The organism is Vibrio sp. MMH1-50, from assembly GCF_022347645.1.
GTDB classification, from domain to species: Bacteria; Pseudomonadota; Gammaproteobacteria; order Enterobacterales; family Vibrionaceae; genus Vibrio; species Vibrio harveyi.
This window is the reverse complement of record NZ_JAKRGG010000019.1, coordinates 66,947-89,712: the sequence shown is the minus strand read 5'-3', so window position 1 is coordinate 89,712 and position 22,766 is coordinate 66,947. Positions and strand designations below refer to the sequence as shown.

The following is a 22,766-nucleotide window of genomic DNA, read 5'->3' as shown; positions in this document are numbered from 1 at the left end:
AGGTCTAACCAGTGCGGAGCGGTAGTTCAGTTGGTTAGAATACCGGCCTGTCACGCCGGGGGTCGCGGGTTCGAGTCCCGTCCGCTCCGCCACTTATTCAGACAAAGCCCTAGCAGAAATGCTAGGGCTTTTTCGTATCTGACAATTCAAATTCACCTATTGGTGTATGAACTCCGCTCGTGTGTGAGTCCAATTGAGTGCAAGTCCAGCCGCTCCGCCACTTATTTAGAAACCTAGTCTCCGGACTGGTTTTTGTCATTTCTAGAGTACGATTCCCTCTTTCTAGAAAACGAGCCCGCAAAAGTTTCAGATAACCTGCAATTTCTTCCGACGCCCTACCTTAATTACTGTTATTCAGAAAAACACCACACAACGACGTGGTTCGACAGAACAACTTTTGTATTTAGATACTCATTAACTTTTCAACTAGAGCTCAGTGGTTCGTAAATTTGCTTGAGCATTAATGTTTGGACTTAGTCACACTCACATAGAACGTCTTGTCCTCGCTAGTAAAGATCTTGAGGTTTGCAAAAGTGAATCTGATAGATTTTGCTAGCCATCTTTATGCATTCCTGTAGATTTTTCTCAAGTTGAAGCTATTCATTACCACTTTGGCTGTATTTGGTTGATCGAACTATAAAAGGTGCTGGGCTAGGGAATAGAATATTGTCTAGAGGTCTAGTCGCGAACAAAGTATAAAAAAGGCAGCCAGTTGGCTGCCTTTTTTTAAGAATTGTCGCGGTACTTATTCTTGAGATGCTTTTGCTTCTTGTGGTTCCGATGAAACTTTTGCTTCCATGTCTTTCTCTGCTTGTTTCGCTTTCTCGATCATTGGCGTAATGGTGGAGCCTTGAATCAGGATTGAGAACACAACCACCGAGTAGGTCATCACCATGATGATCTCTTTCACATCAATCAATTTCTCTGGAATAACTAAGATACCCGATGGGATTGATAGTGCCATAGCTAGAGCGAGGCCGCCGCGCAAGCCACCCCAAGTTAAGATCTTAATAGACCAAGGATTATATTTTCTATAGCGCTTAAATCCGATGTAAGAAATGAACACGCTTAGATAGCGAGCAGCCAGTACTAGTGGTACTGAAATTGCCATCATGATCCAGTCTTCTTTGTGGAATTCGAACAACAGCATCGACATACCAATAAGAAGGAATAGCACGCCATTTAGGAACTCATCGACCAATTCCCAAAAGTGGTCTAGATGATCTTCACTCTCTTTAGAGAAGCCAATGAAGCGCGTCCAATTACCGAGCATGATACCCGATACCACCATCGCAAGTGGTCCAGATACGTGAAGGTATTCTGCAAATGCGTAACCAGCGGTTGGTACACCTATAGTAAGTAGTAGTTCCATTGAGTGGTCATCAGTTGCGCTGATTAGGTAATGGAAAATTAAACCTAGTACGAAGCCGTAAACGATGCCACCAATCGCTTCTTGAATGAATAGCATTGTCACACTACCTACCGTTGGAGCTTCAGTACCGAAGGCGATGGTGAATAGTGTTACGAAAATAACCAGACCAAAGCCGTCGTTAAACAGAGATTCACCTTCGATCTGTGTAGAGATTCGTTTTGGTGCATTAAGCTTTTTAACAATGGCGAGTACTGCAATCGGGTCGGTTGGGGAGATAAGCGCACCGAATAGCAGGCAGTAGACGAGGTCGAATTGAATGCCGATAGCTTGGCAGAAGCCGTAAAGTACAAAACCAATAAAGAAGGTTGAGAAGAGTGTTGCACCTAAAGCGAGTACGGTGATTTCCCATTTTTGGTCTTTGAGGTTAGGGAGTTTTATACCCAAACCACCGGCAAAAAGTAGGAATCCGAGGATACCTTTAAGAAGAAAGTCCTCGAAGTTAATGCTGGTAACCGTTTCGGTCGCTATCTCGGTGAGATGAAACCAATCATTTTGACCTGCGATTAGAATGAGGAGTGAAAGAATCATCGAACCGGCAGTGATTGCGATGGTGGTTTGCATCTTTCCTATCTTACTGTTTACAAAGGCAATAACCATTGCCGCTGCAGATAGAAAACATAAAGTATGATAGACCGACATAGAGCTCTCTATTTGTAACATTTTATGAATGGAATTCTCGGACGATGTTGACTAAATAGCAAACATTTTTTCGAGATTATTTTGTAACTCGACGGAGACAAAATAATCAGTAATTCGTATTTTAGACGTCTAGACTCCTTTAATTTGTGTGATAGGATGGAGAGATAACTAAAGGAATGAGGCTGTACTGTGGGAAGTAATGTAAGACAACAGATTGAAGCTCAATTAAAGCAACGTATCTTGCTGATCGATGGTGGTATGGGCACCATGATTCAGGGATATAAACTTGAAGAGCAAGACTATCGAGGAGAGCGCTTTGCGGATTGGCATTGTGATCTAAAAGGCAACAACGATTTGTTGGTGCTCACTCAGCCTCAATTGATTAAGGAAATTCACAGCGCTTACTTAGAAGCAGGCGCTGATATTCTTGAAACCAACACCTTTAACGCGACGACGATTGCGATGGCTGACTATGAGATGGAAAGCCTGAGTGAGGAAATCAACTTTGCCGCTGCAAAGCTTGCGCGTGAAGCCGCTGATGAGTGGACGGCAAAAACGCCAGAGCGCCCACGTTATGTCGCGGGTGTGCTTGGTCCAACAAACCGTACTTGTTCTATCTCCCCTGATGTAAACGATCCGGGCTATCGTAACGTCAGCTTCGATGAGCTTGTTGAAGCTTATTCAGAATCAACTCGAGCGCTGATCAAAGGTGGCTCTGACCTTATTCTGATCGAGACTATCTTCGATACACTTAACGCGAAAGCTTGTGCCTTCGCGGTTGATAGCGTCTTCGAAGAACTAGGCATCGAGTTACCAGTTATGATCTCCGGTACCATTACCGATGCTTCTGGACGTACGCTTTCTGGTCAAACAACGGAAGCCTTCTATAACTCTCTTCGTCATGTTAACCCTATTTCATTTGGTTTGAACTGTGCGCTTGGTCCTGATGAACTGCGCCCGTACGTAGAAGAGCTTTCTCGTATTTCTGAATCTTTTGTTTCTACTCACCCAAACGCGGGTCTACCGAACGCTTTTGGCGAGTATGACCTTTCGCCAGAAGATATGGCGGAACACGTTAAAGAGTGGGCGGAGAGCGGTTTCCTCAACCTAATTGGTGGTTGTTGTGGTACCACGCCAGAGCATATTCACCATATGGCAATGGCAGTTGAAGGTGTGAAACCTCGTGATTTGCCTGAGCTTACGGTTGCGTGTCGTTTATCCGGTCTTGAGCCTCTTACTATTGAAAAAGAGACGCTGTTTATCAACGTGGGTGAACGTACTAACGTAACTGGTTCTGCTCGATTTAAACGTCTGATCAAAGAAGAACTCTATGATGAAGCGTTAGAGGTCGCCCGACAACAAGTTGAGAACGGCGCTCAGATCATCGACATCAACATGGATGAAGGCATGTTGGATGCAGAAGCCTGTATGGTTCGCTTCCTAAACCTATGCGCATCTGAGCCTGAGATCTCCAAAGTGCCTATCATGGTCGACTCTTCTAAATGGGAGGTTATCGAGGCGGGTCTGAAGTGTATTCAGGGCAAGGGCATCGTAAACTCCATCTCTTTGAAAGAAGGTAAAGAGAAGTTTGTTGAGCAAGCAAAACTGATTCGTCGATACGGTGCCGCAGTTATCGTTATGGCGTTTGACGAAGTTGGTCAGGCAGAAACACGTGAGCGTAAGCTAGAAATCTGTACTAATGCTTATCGTATCTTGGTTGATGAAGTCGGCTTCCCACCAGAAGACATCATCTTTGACCCGAACATCTTTGCGGTTGCGACGGGCATCGAAGAGCATAACAACTACGCCGTGGATTTCATCGAAGCGGTTGCCGACATTAAGCGCGACTTGCCTCACGCGATGATCTCCGGTGGTGTCTCTAACGTTTCCTTCTCATTCCGCGGTAACAACTACGTTCGTGAAGCGATTCACGCGGTGTTCCTATACCACTGTTTTAAAAACGGTATGGACATGGGCATCGTGAACGCGGGTCAGTTAGAAATTTACGATAACGTTCCTGATAAGTTACGTGAAGCAGTAGAAGATGTGGTTCTTAACCGCCGTGATGATTCGACCGAGCGACTACTTGATATCGCGGCAGAATACGCCGGAAAGGGTGTTGGCAAAGAAGAAGATGCTTCTGCACTAGAGTGGCGTACTTGGGCGGTAGAAAAACGTCTAGAGCATGCGCTGGTTAAAGGCATTACTGAGTTCATCGTTGAAGATACCGAAGAAGCTCGCCTTAATGCCTCTAAGCCACTTGAAGTCATTGAAGGTCCATTGATGGACGGCATGAACGTGGTGGGTGACTTATTTGGTGAAGGTAAGATGTTCCTTCCGCAGGTAGTGAAATCAGCGCGTGTTATGAAGCAGGCGGTAGCGCACTTAGAGCCTTTCATTAATAAAGAGAAGCAAGCCGGTTCTTCCAACGGTAAGATCTTACTGGCTACGGTAAAAGGTGACGTGCACGATATCGGTAAAAACATTGTTGGCGTGGTTCTGCAATGTAACAACTACGAGATCATCGATCTTGGCGTAATGGTGCCATGTGAGAAGATCCTCAAGGTAGCCAAAGAAGAAAACGTCGACATCATTGGTCTTTCTGGTTTGATTACTCCGTCCCTCGATGAAATGGTGCATGTAGCCAAAGAAATGGAGCGTCTTGACTTTGATCTTCCGCTTCTGATTGGTGGTGCGACAACATCCAAAGCGCATACGGCGGTAAAGATTGAGCAAAACTACAAACATCCAGTGGTTTACGTCAATAACGCTTCTCGTGCGGTTGGTGTATGTACATCATTACTTTCAGACGAACTTCGTCCTGGCTTTGTTGAGAAGCTGGACGTGGACTATGAACGCGTGCGTGATCAGCATAACCGCAAGAAGCCGCGCACTAAGCCTGTTACTTTAGAAGAAGCACGAGCGAACAAAGTCGCGATTGATTGGGGTAAGTACACTCCTCCTGCTCCTGCGAAGCCGGGTATCCATATTTTTGATGACTTTGAAGTGTCTACTTTGCGTAAGTACATCGACTGGACACCTTTCTTTATGACTTGGTCGTTAGTCGGTAAGTACCCAACAATCTTTGACCATGAAGAAGTGGGCGAAGAGGCGCAGCGCCTGTACAAAGATGCTAACGAACTATTAGATCGTGTTGAGCGTGAAGGGTTACTCAAAGCGCGCGGTATGTGTGGGCTGTTCCCTGCTGCAAGCGTGGGTGATGATATCGAAGTCTACACCGATGAATCGCGTACCGAAGTGGCGAAAGTGCTGCATAACTTACGCCAGCAGACGGAGAAACCAAAAGGCTTCAACTACTGTCTGTCTGATTATGTTGCACCGAAAGAGTCTGGTAAGCGCGATTGGGTTGGTGCTTTTGCAGTAACCGGTGGTATCGGTGAGCGTGAACTTGCCGACGAATACAAAGCGCAGGGTGATGATTACAATGCCATCATGATTCAAGCGGTAGCGGACCGTCTGGCGGAAGCATTTGCTGAGTATCTACATGAGCGTGTGCGTAAAGAGATTTGGGGTTACGCTGCGGATGAAGCTCTGTCGAATGAAGAGCTGATTCGTGAGAAATACCAAGGTATTCGTCCCGCTCCGGGCTATCCAGCATGTCCAGAGCATACTGAGAAAGGACCGCTTTGGGAGCTGATGAATGTTGAAGAAAACATTGGTATGTCATTGACATCGAGCTATGCGATGTACCCAGGTGCATCTGTATCGGGTTGGTACTTCTCGCATCCTGACTCTCGTTACTTTGCGATCGCTCAGATCCAAGAGGATCAGCTGCAAAGCTATGCTGATCGCAAAGGCTGGGATAAGATCGAAGCGGAAAAATGGTTAGGTCCCAACATTAACGGTTAACCAAACCAGATCGAAACGAAAAGGGCTGCCATGTGCAGCCCTTGCTTATTAGTGGATGAAAGAGTTTTTATTGCTCGAACAATTCAGTATGCAGTTTTTGAATCGCTTGGCGAGATACCGACTCGTGAACAAGGAAGCACAGGTTATGTGGACTTGCTCCGTAGCAGATCATACGTAGGTTGAAGTCTTCTAGCGTGCCAAATACTTGCTTCGCGTAGCCTTTGCTTTCACTCATGTTGTTACCAATCAGAGCGACGAGGCATAGGTCGTGCTCCACTTCTACTTTACATAGCTCTTCAAGCTCTTCACGCGCGGCTTGTGGTAACTGAGGAGCACCGCCAGACGTGTCTGTTTGGTCAAGAGTGAGTGACACACTGATTTCAGATGTGGTGATCAGATCTACAGAGATTTTGTGCTTCGCTAGGATCTCAAATACTTTGGCTAAGAAGCCGTATGCGTGGAACATGTTAGCACTGCGTAATGTCACCATGGTTTGGTTGCAGCGCAGAGCAAGTGCTCGGAATAAAGGTGAGCTCTCTACTTGGTGGCGGATCCATGTACCTCCTTTTTCCGGTTCTTTAGACGAGCCTACGAATACAGGGATGTTGTGACGAAGTGCCGGAACTAGCGTTGAAGGGTGTAGAATTTTTGCGCCGAAGTTTGCCATCTCTGATGCTTCGCTAAAGCTGATCTCTGGGATTGGCGCTGCTTTTGAGGCGATACGTGGGTCTGTGGTATAGATGCCCGGTACGTCGGTCCAAATCTCTAGACCTGCTGCTTTCACACCTTCTGCAATGAGTGCTGCACTGTAGTCACTGCCGCCACGACCAAGCGTGGTGGTATTACCTTCTTCATCTGAGCCAATAAAACCTTGGGTGATAACCACGTATTCTTGGCAAAGTGGTACTAACTTTTCTTGTGCTAGCTGCGAAATTGTCTCGACATTAGGTTCTGCTCGACCAAAATTACCATCGGTTTTTAGCACGTCGCGAATATCAAAACGAACTGCGTTCACACCACGCTCACGCATTAGTTGTGCAAGGATATGAGTCGACATTAATTCACCACAAGCGACTAAATGGTCTGTCAGTTTGGTGCTTGCTTGGATTGAAGCAGCCTCTGCCAAGCTCGTGACGGTATCAAGAATCGAATAAACCTCAGCTGCTGCTTCGGTTGCGTTTTCTAGCTGCGACAGAATCGATTCGTGGATACCTGCTAGTTTCTGAAGTACTTCTGCTCGATGTTCTTGGTCTTGAACACCATTTGCCAGCTCAACCAATAAGTTAGTGACACCTGAGCAAGCGCTGCTGACGACAAGACGAGTATTTGGGTTGTTTTCTATGATAGTGGAGCAACGACTCATTGCCTCAAAGTTGGCAACACTGGTTCCACCGAATTTTGCTACGTTAAATGCGCTCACTGCGTTCTCCCACGACTTCCTGAAAAAATAACAACAATTAATTGGTTGCCCAATACATCCAATGTTTGGTGAGGAAAGGAACAGAGCAAATAGAGAGGTAGTTAGAATGTAATTTGAAAATTTACCCTCAGAAGCTCTTCATCATACGGCGCTGATGACAGTTGATGGGACTCAACCCAAGTCAACCGACAAGTCAAATCCTGCAACTTTGACTTACCTCGGCACTGCTCCCCCTGAGTGATTGGTATTGGAATTGCGGCTCCACAAATCACCTGCCTGGGCAGTGCTCCTCTTCTGCATAAAGCTTAAACATTGAACGGTTTTGCTGTCACATTGTCAACCAATATCTCAACCATTATGAAAGTTTTTATTAACGAATTTGTGACAGTGGTTTGACCTCTATACTTAGGGCTAATTGCCGATAGAGGAAAAATCTATTAGGGTGAAAACTCCGATGCCTGAGCCAGCATTTTACATAGAACTTTTATAACGCTCAGGATGAATGACTGCAATCAAGGAGCTGACATGTCGATCCAAAGCTTTATTCCCCCACATCGTATTTTAATGGGACCTGGTCCATCTGATATTTCACCTCAGGTTTTACAAGCGCTTAGCCGTCCAACGGTTGGTCACCTAGACCCACTTTTCATTGCTATGATGGATGAACTAAAACAACTGCTTAAATACGCTTTCCAAACGGAAAATGAATTTACTATCGCAGTCTCTGCGCCGGGTAGTGCAGGTATGGAAACGTGCTTTGTCAACTTGATTGAAAAGGACGACAAAGTCATCGTCTGCCGCAATGGTGTTTTCGGTGAGCGTATGCGTGAAAACGTGGTTCGTGCTGGTGGTGAAGCGGTTGTCGTCGATGATGAGTGGGGAACGCCTGTATCGGTCGATAAAGTTGAAGAAGCATTAAAGCAGCACCCTGATGCGAAGATTCTTGCTTTTGTTCATGCAGAAACGTCGACGGGCGCGGTGAGTGACGCTCAAGTCTTGGGTAAGCTTGCGAAGCAATACGGTCTGCTATCGATTGTCGATGCCGTGACTTCGCTTGGTGGTGTACCTCTCAAAGTCGATGAATGGCAGTTAGATGCGGTGTATTCTGGCAGCCAAAAATGTTTGTCTTGTGTTCCCGGCTTATCGCCAGTGACTCTTTCTCCGGCTGCTATTGAGAAGATTCAATCCAGGACGACACCAGTTCAAAGCTGGTTCTTGGATCAAAGCTTAGTATTAGGTTACTGGAGTGGAGAAGGCAAACGCAGCTATCACCACACTGCGCCGGTGAATAGTTTGTATGCGCTACATGAAGCTCTACTTATCCTTAAAAATGAAGGCTTAGAAAATGCATGGGCGCGTCACCAGTTAATGCATGAGAAGCTTAAAGCGGGTCTGCAAAAACTAGGTTTTGAATTCGTGGTAGAAGAAGAATATCGACTACCGCAATTGAATGCGATTTATGTCCCTGAAGGAATTGATGAAGCAAAAGTGCGCAATCACTTACTTGAAACCTACAACCTAGAGATTGGTGCAGGTCTTGGTGCACTGGCTGGTAAAGCATGGCGAATTGGACTGATGGGCTATGGTGCTCGACCTGAAAATGTAGCTTTGTGTTTGCGAGCTTTGGAAGAGTCACTGACTGAATAAATCGCCTCGGCAATGAGGTAAAGAAAAGCGAAGGTTATTCCTTCGCTTTTTTGGATTTATTGCTCAGAGCTGGACGTTGGTGTTGGTGTTGGTGAGGCTGAGATTGCTTGGGAAGGTGGCTGATAGTTGACGCCACTGAAATCAATTTTAGGGAACAAGAACTGTGCCTCTGCACGAATTTGTTCTGCCTTGCTTGTGTCATCCAACCCTTGATATGCCAGTATCAAGTTGTTGTAAAACGCTGGGCGCGGCTTGTCTTTAATGATTTCCAAAGACCAATCAATGTAAGGCTGAATCAAGGTTGGATCTTGTTTATATAAGCCGATGTTTAAGAAAGTACTGTATACATCCCAATCGAAACGATCTTTCCAAACCACAGGATTTGTCACCTGATTCAAGATGTCCGGGTTGGTCGGGCGCGTTGTTTCAAACTTGGTTAAGACATAGTTGGTGTGCAATGCGCTAACCATATAGAAAGTAAATACTGCTGGAATGACGAGGCTACATACTCGCAATAAACTTTTGGTTACTTTGCTAAACGGTGCTTGGCGGTAACGAGAAACTCGTTGGTCGACCCAATAAAGCAGAATCACAAAGATCAGCCAATGCACCAATGAATGATAGAAGGGATATTCTAATTGCGAGTGCAGCACGATTGGAATAAACAGTGCCAGCAGTGCTAAGCGAGTACCGCGTTTGGCTTGGTAGATGCGATATAGCACTAACGCCATTGCCAAAAAGATCCCCAGAATTGGCAACAATCCGCCCTCTACTGCCCAGTACAACAATTCATTGTGCGGGTGATCCATCGATGGCAAGCCCGCAGGATAGCTTTCATTGAGTGCATGCTGACGCGCTGTGTATAGCATGTATTCTGACTCAAACTTGCCGTAACCGTACCCAGTGAATGGCTTCTCAATCACCATGTCCAATGTTTGTGGGAAGGTGTAAGCACGTGGTGACTCCATATTCACCTTTTCACTGGCAAGACCGTTTCCATCTGGGAAGGCAATATTCATCACCACAATCGACAGCGCGAGACCTGTTGCCATCGCCATTACCCATCGAACAAAACGTGCACGCGTTGCAAAGCGATACATGTATGGAATCACCAGCAAAATAGCAATGATGGATGCTAGCCAACCAGTACGAGAGGCAAGGGCAACAATAAGAGGCAGTGTCAGTACAGGTACGGCGTACAACAGGTAAATATCGCTGAGTTTACGAGAATATTTGTAAGGTTGTCTGGCGAGTAGATAGCTGGCAATCACTAAACCAGTTGCAAGGAAGCTCGCCATGACATTTGGTTGCTGGAAGATGCCATAAGGGCGGTTAGCTACCGTGTCGTATCCAAATACGTTTCCTGGTTTAAGGTAAAGGTATTGCGTTAAACCGAAAATTGCTTCGATAACAACGGCAAGGACAATAAACCACAACAAGCGCTGGCGATGCTTGTTACTGAAGTGGAACTGCTGCAGTACAACGAAGAACAACATGCCGCACCACAGACCAATCAGTTTATTTGCTGCGAGCGCACTATCCGCATTGGGGTAGAAGATAGGTAGCGTCATGATGATACAGCTGATCAACAGACCGATTGTTAATTTGGAATAGCGTAATACACGATTGGTCGCAAGTTGGTAGCAGCCAATACCAAGTGCAAAGCTGAACGCAATCCACGTGGTCGCATTAAAAGACAGTGCTAGTCCAGAGCCACCCGGATTTGGCATAAAGAAGTGCATCGCCAACAGAAAGAGAGCTGCTAACGCGATGAGAAACTTGCGGTTAAGAGGAACTTGTACTTTCCCTGGAGAAAGCTTAGTTCCACTGACGTGTATAGTTGCCATAGTTATTGTGTTGTTTTGAATGAAAAAAGACCAGCATTGGCTGGTCTTTGTACTTTACCTGTTTTTTCTACTTCAACATAGGCTTAAGGAAGCGAGCTGTGTGTGAACCTTCGATCTGAGACACATCTTCAGGTGTTCCTTGTGCGATGATCTCACCGCCGCCTTGTCCGCCTTCGGGACCTAAGTCGATAATCCAGTCTGCCGTCTTAATTACATCGAGGTTGTGCTCAATGACGACAACGGTATTTCCGTGGTCGCGCAGACGGTGCAGTACAGTTAGTAGCTGCTGGATATCGTGGAAGTGCAGACCTGTTGTCGGTTCATCCAAAATGTATAAGGTTTTGCCTGTATCACGCTTAGACAGCTCTCTAGCCAGTTTTACACGCTGAGCTTCGCCACCTGACAGCGTAGTTGCTGCTTGACCTAAGCGAATGTAAGACAAGCCTACATCCATCAGAGTTTGCAGCTTGCGAGCAATTGCTGGAACTGGATCGAAGAAAGTACGTGCATCTTCTACCGTCATTTCTAGTACTTCATCAATGGTCTTGCCTTTGTAACGAACCTCAAGTGTTTCGCGGTTGTAGCGTTTACCTTTACACACATCACAAGGAACGTAAACGTCAGGTAAGAAGTGCATTTCCACCTTGATTACGCCGTCGCCCTGACACGCTTCACAGCGACCTCCGCGTACGTTAAAGCTAAAGCGCCCCGGTTTGTAACCGCGAGAGCGCGACTCTTGCGTGCCAGCAAACAGTTCACGAATCGGAGTAAAGATTCCCGTGTAAGTGGCTGGGTTGGAACGTGGCGTACGACCGATAGGACTTTGGTCAATGTCGATCACTTTATCGAAGTGCTCTAACCCTTTGATCGCTTTGTATGGTGAAGGGTGCGCCGTTGTTGCGCCGTTCAACTGGGTATGAGCAATCTTAAAGAAGGTATCGTTGATCAGAGTCGACTTACCTGAGCCGGATACACCGGTAATACAGCTGAACAAGCCAACAGGAACGGAAAGGTCGACATTCTTTAAGTTGTTACCTGTCGCGCCAAGTAGTTCAACGGTTTTCTTTGGATCGCGTGGTGTACGCTCTCTTGGTACCGCAATCTCTTTTGCGCCACTGAGGTACTGACCAGTCAGTGAGTTCGGATTGGCAATGATCTCGTCCATCGTACCTTCAGCGACCACGTTACCACCGTGTACACCTGCGCCTGGACCGATATCGATCACGTGATCAGCGCAACGAATCGCATCTTCATCGTGCTCAACCACTAATACTGTGTTACCCAAATCTCTTAAGTGGGTTAGGGTTTTCAATAGGCGTTCGTTATCACGCTGGTGGAGACCAATCGATGGCTCATCTAGAACATACATGACGCCCACTAAACCAGCACCAATTTGGCTTGCTAAACGAATACGTTGAGCTTCACCACCCGATAGGGTTTCCGCGCTGCGCGATAAGTTGAGGTAGTTCAAACCCACGTTAACTAAGAACTGCAAGCGGTCGTTGATTTCCTTCATCACTTTTTCAGCGATTTGGGCGCGTTGACCTTCTAGTTGCAATGAGTGGAAGAATTCCAATGCGTCGGCGATGCTGAGTTCAACGATCTCTGGTAGTGTCGTATCAGCAATAAAAACGTTACGTGCTTCTAGGCGCAGACGTGTACCGCCACAGCTTGAGCAAGACTTGGTCGAGATGTATTTTGCGAGCTCTTCACGTACTGAGTTAGATTCAGTATCGCGGTAACGGCGTTCAAGTGTATTCAGAATCCCTTCAAAAGGATGACGCTTAACACGAATGTCACCACGATCGTTAATGTACTTAAACTCGACTTCAGTACGCCCCGATCCTTTAAGAATGATGTCTTGGGTTTTCTTTGGTAGAGAGTTAAATGGTGCGTGAAGATCGAAACCGTAGTGATCCGCCAGTGCAGTCAGCATCTGGAAGTAGTAATAGTTCTTTTGATCCCAACCTCGAATCGCACCTTGTGCCAAACTCAGCGTTTCATCTTGAATGACTCGGCTTGGATCAAAGTATTGCTGCACGCCTAAACCATCACAAGTGCCACACGCGCCTGCAGGGTTGTTGAACGAGAACAAGCGAGGCTCAAGTTCTTGCATGCTGTAGCCACAAATAGGGCAAGCAAAGTTGGCTGAGAAGATCACTTCTTCGCCTTCGCCGTCCATTGGTGCCACAACCGCAATACCACCAGAAAGCTCTAGCGTGGTTTCGAAGGATTCAGCTAAACGTTGCTGCAAATCTGGGCGAACTTTAAAGCGGTCCACAACTACTTCAATAGTGTGTTTCTTGTGCAGTTCTAGCGGCGGTGGATCAGAAAGATCGCAAGTTTCACCATCGATACGTGCGCGGATGAAACCTTGAGCTGCTAGGTTCTCCAGTGTCTTAACGTGCTCACCTTTACGCTCTTTCACGATAGGAGCAAGTAGCATCATTTTGCTGCCTTCTGGCAACTCTAAGACTTTATCGACCATTTGGCTGATGGTTTGTGCTGCTAGAGGCGTATGGTGTGTTGGACAACGAGGTTCACCAACGCGTGCGTAAAGCAGACGCAGGTAGTCGTACACCTCAGTAATAGTACCAACAGTAGAGCGTGGGTTATGTGATGTTGATTTCTGCTCAATCGAGATTGCAGGAGACAAACCTTCTATGTGGTCAACATCTGGTTTTTCCATAAGAGACAAAAACTGGCGTGCGTAAGCTGATAAGGATTCGACGTAACGTCTTTGACCTTCAGCATACAAAGTATCGAATGCGAGAGAGGATTTACCAGAACCACTCAAACCAGTAATGACAATCAGTTTATCGCGGGGGATAGTGAGGTTGATGTCTTTGAGGTTATGGGTGCGGGCACCACGAACTTCTATTTTATCCATCGTTTTTGCTCTATGTATAACCAAGTGACGCAAGTATTACATAGTGTGAGAAATGTGCAAAGAAAATACTGGACAAAAAAACAGTAAAAGAAAGCCCAGCATTAAGCTGGGCTTTAGAATCAGTAAGTTTGAGTTATTTACACTTCTTTCTTTGTTGCGTGTTTACCTAGCTCAGACTTTTTTTCGTCTTTTAGGTATAGGTTTTCGAAGCAGTAGTTTGTGGCTTCGATGTAACCTTCTACGCTACCACAGTCGAAACGTTGACCTTTAAATTTGTACGCCAATACACAACCTGCTTTTGCTTGCTTAAGCAGTGCGTCAGTAATTTGGATTTCGCCGCCTTTACCCGGTTCCGTGTTTTCGATCAGTTCGAAAATGTCTGGAGTTAGGATGTAACGACCGATGATCGCTAGATTACTTGGCGCAGTACCTTGTTCTGGTTTCTCAACCATGTCGTCTACGCGGTAGATGTCATCTTTAATCATCTCACCAGAGATTACGCCGTATTTATGAGTTTCTTCTTCTGGTACTTCCTGAACAGCAACGATTGAACAACGAAACTGTTTGAATAGCGCCACCATTTGAGCCAACACGCCTTCCTGCTCGTTCACACAAAGGTCATCGGCAAGTACTACTGCAAATGGTTCATCACCGACCAATTCGCGACCAGTAAGGATTGCGTGACCTAGACCTTTCATCTCACGCTGGCGGATGTAAGTGAAGTTTGCAGAGTCAATGATTTCACGGATATCAACCAATAGTTCTTCTTTGTTTGTTCCGCTGATTTGGTGTTCCAGTTCGTAGTTTTTATCGAAGTGGTCCATGATTGAGTGCTTACCACGACCTGTTACGATGCACATGCCATTCATGCCAGCTTGGATGGCTTCTTCGACACCGTACTCAATCAGTGGCTTGTTCACTACAGGCATCATTTCTTTAGGCATAGACTTAGTCGCTGGGAGGAAGCGCGTACCATAGCCAGCTGCAGGGAACAGACATTTTTTAATCATTGGGGGAATATCCTTTCTCATTTTTTAATCAAGAATCTGGGCATCACTTTAACACGAGAGATGCATATGAATCATGAATTAAGTAGGAAAAAGTACGTCAATTTGAGCCTAAATAAGCATGAGCCATCACTGTATGAGCGAAATTGTGTTGTTCATCTGATTTATGACAACAGGTTTTGGTCTGCCCAAGCGATAGCTTGAACGCGATTCTTTACGGAGAGCTTTTTGAATATCTGATAAAGGTGAGATTTAATGGTGAATTCACTGACGAACAATTCTTCTGCCATTTGATTGTTAGATGCTCCTGCCTGAAGACAACGTAAAACTTGCAACTCACGGATGGTTAAGTCCACGGTTGCTGGGGCGGTGTGCGTGCTGAGGACATTGCGATAATAGTGAAGCAATTGACTAGTGACATTTCTTGGCAACCAGTTTTGGCCATTCACGATTTCTCTCAAGCCTTCACCTACCTGCTCTAGAGAGTCTTCCTGATAAAATACGCCTTTTAGTTGCCCAAAAGACAACAACTCATCGGTGGTTAAGCGTTTAGGAACATTGAATATGACCGTTTCAAAATTCTTCCAAATTAAAGGCAAGTTTTTGATCGATTGTACGAGTGCTTTATGTTCACTAAAGTCAATCAACAGGATTTTATTGCGATGCTTTGGATTGGCTTCCATCAGTGCTTGTGTGGAGATGACAGGGATATCAATATCAGTGTATTTCACGAGCGCTTCGACTTTTTTCTCTGCGTCGTCTTCCATACTGATCAAAAACAATTTTCTCGCATAAGCTGATTTTTTCACGCGCCCTAATCTCCTTGAGTGAAGTTCCATGAGGTTAAAAACGCAAATACGGTGTCATCAATCACAATTTGGAGCTATAGCGTTAGAGAGGAAATGCGTTGAGATTCAAAGGTTCGCGAAACGATATCTGCAAAACGAATCAAAAATGCTACGCCTAGAGGTTGGAGTGAGATTTTGATTCCACAATTTCTAATCTCAGAACACAATGGGATTAGGCTTTAATCAAAACACCAAAGCGTGTATTCTTATGCGCTAAAATTTTATATATAGATCCAGAGTGAAACGGAGCACATCATGGCCAGCCGTGGAATTAACAAAGTTATTTTGGTGGGGAATCTAGGTAACGACCCTGAAATTCGTTACATGCCTAATGGCGGTGCAGTAGCAAACATCACGATTGCAACTTCTGAGTCATGGCGTGATAAAGCGACTGGCGAACAGCGCGAAAAAACAGAATGGCACCGTGTTGTGTTATTCGGCAAGCTTGCTGAAGTAGCGGGTGAGTACCTACGTAAAGGTTCTCAAGTTTACGTTGAAGGTCAACTTCAAACTCGTAAATGGCAAGACCAAAGTGGTCAAGATCGCTACTCAACAGAAGTGGTTGTTCAAGGCTTCAATGGCGTAATGCAAATGCTTGGCGGTCGTGCTCAAGGTGGCGCTCCAATGGGTGGCGGTCAACAACAGCAGCAACAAGGCGGCTGGGGTCAACCTCAACAACCGGCTCAACAGCAGCAATACAACGCTCCTCAGCAACAGCAACAACAGGCTCCGCAGCAACAACAGCCGCAATATAACGAGCCGCCAATGGATTTTGACGACGATATCCCGTTCTAAAATCTAATTGATATTGAATTTAAAAGGCCGCGAATTTCGCGGCTTTTTTATTCCCGTTATGTTCTGTCATTGTGGTTCACATTATTTCCGTATCGCCACAAAAAGGCAGCAACTCTCAAATATCGAATGATGCCTTGTTTCTTTCCGCCTCAGCTTCTCACATTCATACGAATGCGATTGTTTACTGAACGCTTATCAAGTATAAACATTTCAACAAGGTATATGATGAATAGAAAAGGAATTTGGTATTCATGAGGTATACCCCAACTCTTAAGCTAAGCACGCGGCTGGTGGCTTTTGTCACCATGATCGTCATTTGCGCAATGTTTATCTTGTTTGTCGGCGGCACCCTCTCTTTTAAGCGACTAGGGCAAGAGTATCTCAACCATTATTTGGAAGGGATCGTTGAAGTGGTTGATAAAGAGATGGAAGACCCTGACGCAGCATATTCCATGCAGCGTTGGATGCCAAAGATGCTACAGGCAAGTAACATTGTTGAGATGACGCTCTCGACGAATAACGCCGTCGTATACCGCTTCAAAGACACCTCCCACAAGATAGACAGTTCCATGTTGTTTGAGCATGAGTTTCAGCTCACTCACAACCAAGACTATGTCATCTACTTTAAGGCTATTCCTCCTTATTTAGGCTACGGCTATTCAATGCAAGCTTTGTGGTCGATTACGCTCGCGGTCATCTTGATCATCTTCTGCTTGATGCGTGGTGTTGCATGGCTCAAAGAACAACTTGCTGGCTCTGAAATGCTCGAAGAGCGCGGTCGTATGATCTTAGCTGGGCGGGTTGAGCAATACGCGAAAGGTGATGAGCGAGAATGGCCATACACGGCAAGCGAAGCATTGGATGTATTAATTGAAGAGCTGCAAGATGCCCGCCAAGAGCGCAGTCGCTTTGATACCTTTATTCGTACTCAAACTTTCCTCGATAAGTTAACTGGTACAGCAAACCGAGTTTTGTTTGATAGTAAGCTTGAATCGGCGCTGTTAGAAAGTGGGGCTCGTGGTGCAGTGATGCTGATACGAGTTCAAGATTGGAAATCTGTAGAAGAAGAACAGGACAAACAAACTTGCGATGAATTTATCGTTGAGATTGGTAGTTTACTGTCCAATTTAGTTCAACGTTATCCCGATGTCGTATTTTCTCGTTACTACGATGCTGACTTTGCGCTTTTCTTACCTCACCAAGCAGCGAAAGATGTCGCAAACTTGGCGTCTCAATGTATTCGTCAATTAGAAAAACTCCATCCTCCTTATCCATTGGATTCTGATAACTGGTGTCATATCGGAATCACCATGTACAAAGAAGGAGAGCGTCATAGCCAAATCATTGATGAAGCAGAAACCGCATTGCGTAGTGCCCAATTGCAGAACAACAATAATTGGAGCCGTTTTAAAAAGTGGAATCATGATGAAGAAGCACGAGGCAGTGTGAGATGGCGTACGCTATTTGACACAGCACTCACGTCTGAAAATGTGATACTCTACGCACAATCAGCCTATTCAATAAGTGATGTGGCGCATAAAAAACCATTGCACGAAGAGTTAACATGTCGGATTCGCGATCCGGAAAATGGCATTGTTAAAGCTTCTCGTTTTATTTCTGCCGTTCGTCAAGTCGGCTATGAAGCGCAAATGGATCGCGCCGTTATTGGTACATTCTTAAAAGACTTTAAACACAACTTTGATAGCTCTAAGCAATATGTACTTAATCTTCATGTTGTGCCTTTTGGGCAGCGAGAATATTTCAAGTGGTTCCGTGATGAACTCTTACAATTGTCACGGGAGCAAAGAAAGTGTCTCATTTTTGAGTTTGTGGAAGCACAATTTGTAAGACACTTAGACTTTATGCGACCAGTCGCTAAAATGCTGTCCGGTTTAGAATGCTACGTAATGATTGGGCAGGCCGGACGTACCATTGTCAGCACGCATTACTTAAAAGAAGTAGACATTCGTTATCTCAAGCTTCATCGCAGCTTGGTAACAAAGATCGATCAGAGACATGAAAACCAGTTGTTTGTTCGCAGTATGTTGGGTGCGGCCGCAAACAGCAAAACAAAAATAATAGCAGTGGGTATTGAGAATAAGCACGAGTTGAACACGCTTAATGAGTTGGGTGTTCACGGTGGGCAAGGGCGTTACTTCTCTTCTGAAGAGCAGTACCTTCCTCGTTCTACACCGGCGCCGACTTCTCAATCTGAATCCCAAGTTAAACTGGGACGAAGAAATCGCTGGCGAAAAAAATAAAGATAATAATCATGGATTTTAAAGCAGTACTCGACAAGCTCAAGCGATCATCGGTCGGTGGTCGCACTTGCTTTTTGGTTATTCAGCCAGACGCAGTTTATTTATCATCACCGACGAAAAGCAGCCGACCATCTAAATTTGAGATCTCAGAATCAAATTGGGAACGTGCCTGTGAACAGGCATTAAGTGTAGCTGCAAGCTCTTATGATTCGTTAACGGTTGTGTTAGCTCACAACTACTATCAGATGTACCAAATCGACAAGCCTGCTATGCCTCGCAATGAGTGGCCATCGGCGTTGCCGTTTTTGTTAAAAGAGCTGATATCAGAGCGTGCTATTGACATTATTGCCGATGCAGTAGAGCTACCAAACTCGAATAAAGTCCAAGCTTATGTTCTTTCTCGCAAAATTCTCGATAAGATTGTACTGCTTGCGAGTCGAGTTCAACTGAGCCTTGAAGCGATTATTCCTGAGGATGACATCTGGGGTGATACCTCAGGTGAACTTGGTAATTTCTTATTGCTACAACGCAGCGCACGCGGACACTTCCGTATCAGCGCATTCGTTGATCATACTATCGCTTTCCACCGTTCTATTCGCAGTGTAACGCCACCACTAACGGGCGTACCTTCGAGTGACTTGCAAATGGATAGCTTGTCGCTAGAGCTACAGCGTTCAATCGATTACCTCTCTTCTCAACTGCGTCATGTTCAGTTGCACCAACTGAAGGTGTGTTGTGACGATGAAGATGAACAAGAACTGGTGGAATCGCTTAACTACCGCTTAAGCACCAAAGTCTCTCCGCTGCTTACTGAAGAACACGAACTATCTGGTCATGTATTGGCAGATACGGCGTTAGCTACGTCCAGTGAGCGACGTGTCAATCTTTATCCAGACTTCCTTAAACCGAAGAAGAATTTATTAACCCTCAAAAACGTTGCTATTTCTTGGGGTGTTGCGGCTGCGTTGATCTTTGTTTCTTACGGTTATGTGACTTGGCAAAGCCAAGGTGTAGAAGATGAAATTGCGATTGTGAAAAGCAAGGGCGATATCATGAAGTCAGAACTTCAACACCAACAAGCCAAATTACGTAAGCACCAGCCAGACACCAATAAGATCGCGGCCAAAGCGCGTTTAGAGCGTGAAGTAAAAGCGAAGCGTGACTCATTAAAAGCCGTTGGTAAGTACGATGATTCACAACGTACAGGCTACTCTGGCGTAATGCAGGCTTTAGCCAAGTTGGGCAGCAACAATATTTCTTTGTCTGCAATTCGTATTGATGCATCGACTTTAGATCTCCAAGGTTTGGCGAGATCGCCAAGCGCAGTTCCGAATTGGGTAAGCCAGTTTAAAAATGAAATTAGCCTTGTAGGGCGCACGTTTGATGACGTAAAAATCGGACGTAATGAAGATAACATCGTGACCTTTGAATTGAAGACGCGCGGAGACAAAGAGAAATGAATGAGTTTTGGTCCTCGTTAGAAGAGCGCTTCGATGAAATGAGCGGGCGTGAAAAAGTACTCATCGCACTGTGTGGTTTAGTGACGGTAGTGATGTTGCTTTTCACTTTGGTCTTGGAGCCAAAACTGAATGAGGTTACGAGTAACGATAAGCAGCTACGTAACTTAAAACAGACGAATCAACAGACAGAAATCGAGATCTTACGTATTCAAGCGCAGTTGAAAAAAGATCCGAACGCGGAAATTGATCAAGCTATCTCTCAATTGCTTATGGAAAGCCAACACCTTTCAATGCAACTTTCAGAGATCATCGAACATTTGATTACTCCTTCGCAAATGGCAAGTTTGTTGGAGAGTGTCTTAGAGCAGCAAAGTGGTATTCATTTGGTATCTCTACAAACTTTACCTGCTGAACCAATTACAGAAGACAAAGAAGCGTCGCAATACTCGGGTTATTACGTACACCCTGTGCGCATGGAGCTGACTGGCGATTACTTTTCAATTGCTAACTATCTGACGAAATTAGAAGGTTTACCAGCGAGTTACTACTGGCGAAGCTTTAGCTACAACGTGGAAGAATATCCAAAAGCAAAACTTGTACTGGAAGTTTACACCTTAGGTTCACGAGAGGAGTTTATCGGTGGTTAAGCAAATCATAATCTCCCTAATGCTGACAGTTGTTGCTGGTCATAGCTGGGCAAGCCAAGACCCAACAGCACCATTAGGCTGGCAAAAGCCAGTCACAGAGCAAAAAAAGCCGAAAGCAAAACAATATCGCTTGCCAACACTGAACAGTATTGTATGTAAACCAAATACTCAATGCGTGGCGATTTTGAATAACCGTATTGTTGAGCCGGGAGCGAAACTCAATGGCTACCGTGTAGCCAGTATCAACAGTGAATTTGTAACTTTAAAGCGTGGTGACCGTCAGTGGAAACTAGAGCTTTTTGGTTTAAACGTAAAAAAATAATAACCAGAGCCTGATCAGATATGCGCAAATTAGTTGTAGGAATCGTGGTTGCTTCCTTAATGGGTTGTTCTATGGGTCACCGAGACCCAGTGGAAGTGAAGCAAGCACTTAATGAGTCTATCAATGAAGCAAATAGCCGTGCACTAGAAGAGATCCCTTCTTCTGTAGAAGCCGATCTTATGCCGAACTTAGACACTAGCGTGTCTTCAGAGCAAGGCACTTTAAAGCGTTTTAGAATCCAAGCGAACGCAGTAGAAGCTCGTAGCTTCTTTGCCTCTTTGGTGAAAGGAACTGAATACAGTGTGGCTATCCACCCAGCAGTGCAAGGCAACATCACCGTTAACCTTTCCGACGTCACCCTAGATGAAGTGCTCAACGTTGTACAAGACATGTATGGCTACGATGTTGTGAAATCAGGCAAAGTGATTCAGGTTTATCCTGCTGGTATGCGCACAGTGACCATTCCTGTTGATTATCTTCAGTTCAAACGTTCTGGCCGCTCACTGACCAGTATCGTGACGGGTTCTGTGACATCTGCGGGCACTTCTAGCTCTGGTGGCAGTTCTGACGATTCAGATTCTTCTGATTCAAATAACAACAACGGTGATAGCTCAACCACATCGACTGGCGGTACACGCATTGAAACCATCACCGAAAGTGATTTTTGGCCGATGCTGCAACAAGCCGTTGCAAACCTAATTGGCTCAGGTCAAGGCCAAAGTGTTGTTGTTACGCCACAAGCGGGTGTGATCACCTTACGTGCTTTCCCTGATGAAATTCGTGAAGTTCGTGAGTTCTTGGGCGTTTCTCAGGAGCGTATGCAGCGCCAAGTTATCCTAGAAGCGAAGATTTTAGAGGTGACGCTAAGTGATGGTTACCAGCAAGGTATCAACTGGTCGAATATGACTGCTTCTATTGGTAATTCAGGTAGCGTAGTTATCAACCGTCCAGGTCCTACAGGTGGTCTACCTCCATTGGATGCGATTGGTTCACTTTTAGGTGGGCAAACTAATATCACCATCAGTGATGGTAACTTCTCAGCCGTGATGAACTTTATGGCGACGCAGGGCGACTTGAACGTGCTTTCTAGCCCACGTATTACCGCAGCAAATAACCAGAAATCAGTTATTAAAGTCGGTACCGACGAGTACTTTGTAACCGAACTTTCTAGTAATGCGGGTAATGGTGAAAACTCTAATGCGGTTCCTGAAGTTGAGTTGACGCCTTTCTTCTCAGGGATCTCTCTAGATGTTACGCCACAGATTGACAACAAAGGTAACGTATTCCTGCATGTTCACCCTGCCGTAATTGAAGTGGAAGAAGAGATTAAGAAGCTAAACCTTGGTGGTGACTTCAACAACGTTCAACTCCCGCTGGCAAAAAGCTCGATTCGAGAATCTGACTCAGTGATTCGCGCAAAAGATGGCGATGTGGTGGTTATTGGCGGCTTGATGAAACAGCAAAATATCGAGCAAGTGTCAAAAGTACCGTTCCTAGGTGATGTGCCTGCACTTGGTAACTTGTTCAGAACTATCAATAACGTATCGCAGAAAACAGAACTCGTCATTCTTCTTAAACCAACAGTTGTTGGCGTAAATACATGGCAGAAAGAGCTAGAGCGCTCACGTGATTTACTGCAAGAGTGGTTCCCTGACGCTGAATAATTGGCGTTAGGAAGTCT

Annotated in this window: 14 protein-coding genes, 1 tRNA gene and 1 riboswitch; of the genes, 9 read left to right on the top strand and 6 right to left on the bottom strand. The window is 45.4% G+C overall.

The annotated features are described in order from the left end of the window. Positions 1–15 precede the first annotated feature (15 nt). Positions 16–92: transfer RNA gene (locus tag MHO32_RS15125), tRNA-Asp, on the top strand. Positions 93–745: 653 nt separating this feature from the next. Here the strand turns inward: MHO32_RS15125 and MHO32_RS15120 are convergent. Continuing rightward, positions 746–2,071, bottom strand: a complete 1,326-nt coding sequence (locus MHO32_RS15120; RefSeq protein ID WP_239212804.1) for a cation:proton antiporter — start codon at positions 2,069–2,071, stop codon at positions 746–748. Between the two features lie 189 nt (positions 2,072–2,260). Here MHO32_RS15120 and metH point away from each other — a divergent pair, with 189 nt between their 5' ends. Further along, positions 2,261–5,941, top strand: a complete 3,681-nt coding sequence (gene metH / locus MHO32_RS15115) for a methionine synthase (protein WP_239212802.1) — start codon at positions 2,261–2,263, stop codon at positions 5,939–5,941. 67 nt (positions 5,942–6,008) lie between these two features. Here metH and lysC read toward each other — a convergent pair whose 3' ends face one another. Further along, entirely contained in the window at positions 6,009–7,361 is a 1,353-nt protein-coding gene (gene lysC / locus MHO32_RS15110) for a lysine-sensitive aspartokinase 3 (RefSeq protein WP_239212800.1), read from the bottom strand. Between the two features lie 123 nt (positions 7,362–7,484). Next, positions 7,485–7,663: riboswitch (Lysine riboswitch) on the bottom strand. Between the two features lie 223 nt (positions 7,664–7,886). On the opposite strand from lysC, the gene MHO32_RS15105 reads away from it, so the two are divergent. Further along, positions 7,887–9,008 carry a pyridoxal-phosphate-dependent aminotransferase family protein gene (locus tag MHO32_RS15105; RefSeq protein WP_239212798.1) on the top strand — a complete coding sequence of 374 codons (1,122 nt, stop codon included), beginning with the start codon at positions 7,887–7,889 and terminating at the stop codon, positions 9,006–9,008. 56 nt (positions 9,009–9,064) lie between these two features. Here MHO32_RS15105 and MHO32_RS15100 read toward each other — a convergent pair whose 3' ends face one another. From MHO32_RS15100 to MHO32_RS15085, 4 genes are all read right to left on the bottom strand, one after another. Then, entirely contained in the window at positions 9,065–10,855 is a 1,791-nt protein-coding gene (locus MHO32_RS15100) for a PglL family O-oligosaccharyltransferase (protein ID WP_239212796.1), read from the bottom strand. A gap of 67 nt (positions 10,856–10,922) precedes the next feature. Next, the gene (uvrA, locus tag MHO32_RS15095; protein ID WP_239212794.1) at positions 10,923–13,745 is read right to left on the bottom strand and encodes an excinuclease ABC subunit UvrA; all 2,823 of its coding nucleotides are present in this window, start codon (positions 13,743–13,745) and stop codon (positions 10,923–10,925) included. 137 nt (positions 13,746–13,882) lie between these two features. Further along, positions 13,883–14,755, bottom strand: coding sequence for a UTP--glucose-1-phosphate uridylyltransferase GalU (gene galU, locus MHO32_RS15090; RefSeq protein ID WP_005444317.1), 873 nt, complete (start codon positions 14,753–14,755; stop codon positions 13,883–13,885). A gap of 161 nt (positions 14,756–14,916) precedes the next feature. After that, positions 14,917–15,561, bottom strand: coding sequence for a LuxR C-terminal-related transcriptional regulator (locus tag MHO32_RS15085; protein ID WP_050906941.1), 645 nt, complete (start codon positions 15,559–15,561; stop codon positions 14,917–14,919). Positions 15,562–15,855: 294 nt separating this feature from the next. On the opposite strand from MHO32_RS15085, the gene MHO32_RS15080 reads away from it, so the two are divergent. From MHO32_RS15080 to mshL, 6 genes are all read left to right on the top strand, one after another. Continuing rightward, positions 15,856–16,395 (top strand): single-stranded DNA-binding protein, encoded by a 540-nt coding sequence (locus MHO32_RS15080; protein ID WP_005444320.1) that lies wholly within the window; start codon positions 15,856–15,858, stop codon positions 16,393–16,395. A 251-nt stretch (positions 16,396–16,646) separates the two neighbouring features. Further along, positions 16,647–18,656 carry an RNase E specificity factor CsrD gene (gene csrD, locus MHO32_RS15075; protein ID WP_009698823.1) on the top strand — a complete coding sequence of 670 codons (2,010 nt, stop codon included), beginning with the start codon at positions 16,647–16,649 and terminating at the stop codon, positions 18,654–18,656. 11 nt (positions 18,657–18,667) lie between these two features. Then, a complete protein-coding gene (locus MHO32_RS15070; protein ID WP_005444325.1) occupies positions 18,668–20,116 on the top strand; it encodes an MSHA biogenesis protein MshI in 1,449 nt (482 codons plus the stop codon). Beyond that, positions 20,113–20,763 carry a type II secretion system protein GspM gene (gspM, locus tag MHO32_RS15065; RefSeq protein WP_005444327.1) on the top strand — a complete coding sequence of 217 codons (651 nt, stop codon included), beginning with the start codon at positions 20,113–20,115 and terminating at the stop codon, positions 20,761–20,763. The genes MHO32_RS15070 and gspM overlap by 4 nt, the downstream gene beginning before the upstream one ends. Then, positions 20,756–21,085, top strand: a complete 330-nt coding sequence (locus MHO32_RS15060; RefSeq protein WP_005444329.1) for a hypothetical protein — start codon at positions 20,756–20,758, stop codon at positions 21,083–21,085. Before gspM ends, MHO32_RS15060 begins: the two co-directional genes overlap by 8 nt. A gap of 20 nt (positions 21,086–21,105) precedes the next feature. After that, a complete protein-coding gene (mshL, locus tag MHO32_RS15055) occupies positions 21,106–22,749 on the top strand; it encodes a pilus (MSHA type) biogenesis protein MshL (protein ID WP_029789687.1) in 1,644 nt (547 codons plus the stop codon). Positions 22,750–22,766: the final 17 nt, after the last annotated feature.